General features: G+C 60.6%; 1 protein-coding gene. It reads left to right on the top strand.

What is annotated here, in order from left to right:
- The first annotated feature begins 111 nt into the window (after positions 1–111).
- Entirely contained in the window at positions 112–1,467 is a 1,356-nt protein-coding gene (locus AWB78_RS42465; protein ID WP_062613280.1) for an IS1182 family transposase, read from the top strand.
- Positions 1,468–1,571 lie beyond the last annotated feature (104 nt).

Raw genomic sequence — 1,571 nt, 5'->3', positions numbered from 1 at the left:
TTTATGACACAGTGAGACTAGGAGATTGTCGGAGTTTGTGGTGAGGTCGGTCATCCGTGCGTGCATGTTGAGCGTTAATGAAGCCAGCCAGTTCACAGAGAGAGCCCATTGATGAGTCGATTCGTGCCCGTTGATCGTCAGACCGGCTATCTGCTGCCGCCGTCGGTGGAGGACTGGTTGCCGGAAGATCACCTGGCGCGGTTCGTGGTGGAAGTCATCACGCAGATGGACCTCTCGGAGTTGAGCGGCGCGTATGCAGGACGCGGCATGGCGGCGCATCATCCCGAGGTGCTATTGGGTTTGCTGGTGTACGGGTATGCGACGGGTGTGTTCTCGAGCCGCAAGCTTGAGCGAGCGACCTATGAGTCGGTGGCATTCCGCTACATTGCTGCGAATACGCATCCGGACCATGACACGCTGGCCACCTTCCGCAAGCGGTTCGCGAGCCAGATCGAGAAGCTGTTTGTGCAGGTGCTGCTGGTCGCGCAAGAGATGAAGCTCGTCAAGCTGGGACGGATTGCGCTGGACGGCACGAAGGTGAAGGCGAACGCAAGCAAGCATCGCGCGCTATCGTACGGGCACATCGGCCGGATCGAAGCGCAGTTGCATGAAGAAGTGCAGCAGTTGATGGAGATGGCTGAGAACGCGGACCGCAACGGTGTCCCGGATGGCATGGATGTCCCAGCGGAGCTCGCGCGACGCGAAGAGCGACTGAAGGCATTGGCCGAAGCGAAGGCGAAGATCGAGGCGCGGGCGCAGGAGCGGTTCGAGCAGGAACAGCAGGAGTATGAAGCCAAGGTGGGGCGTCGCGAGGCGCAGCGCAAAGACGGCAAGAAGCCGCGGGGCAAGGACCCGAAGCCGCCTCAAGGCGGCGCCAGGTCAGGCGACCAGATCAACCTGACGGACGAGCAGTCGCGCATCATGCCGGCGTCCAGCGGCGGCTTCCAGCAAGGCTACAACGCGCAGGCGGCGGTGGATGTCGACAGCATGTTGATCGTGGGCACGTCGGTCACCCAGCAGAGCAACGACAAGCGTCAGGTCGCACCGATGCTCGACGTGCTGGAGGCGTTGCCCGAGCCATTGGGTCAGCCTGAGGTGTTGCTGGCGGATGCAGGCTACTTCAGTGCGGCCAACGTCGCGCTGTGCAAAGCGGCAGATGTCGAGCCGCTGTTCGCGATCCAGCGCGACGCGCATCACTTCCCGCTGATGGAACGCTTCGCTGATGATCCGGCACCACCTTCGAGCCCTGATCCGGTCATTCGGATGACACACGAACTTAAGACCAAGGCCGGTCGATCACTTTATGGGCTACGCAAGAGCACGGTCGAACCGGTGTTCGGCATCATCAAGCACGTAATGGGCTTTCGGCAGTTCTCGCTGCGCGGGTTGACTAACGTCACGGCGGAATGGTCGCTGGTCGCGCTCGCATGGAACATCAAGCGGATGAACGTACTTCGGCGCGCATAAGACGACCAGGGTACCTCGTTACAGACTTCAATGGCCCGATCGTCGCCTACATTTGTTTCATAAACCTTTCACATTGCCGCTACGGCCGTAGGTGAAACCGCAAA

The sequence above is a fragment of the Caballeronia calidae genome, assembly GCF_900044055.2.
Lineage (GTDB): Bacteria > Pseudomonadota > Gammaproteobacteria > Burkholderiales > Burkholderiaceae > Caballeronia > Caballeronia calidae.
The sequence above is the reverse complement of the archived record's forward strand: the minus strand, read 5'-3'. Positions and strand labels throughout refer to the sequence as shown.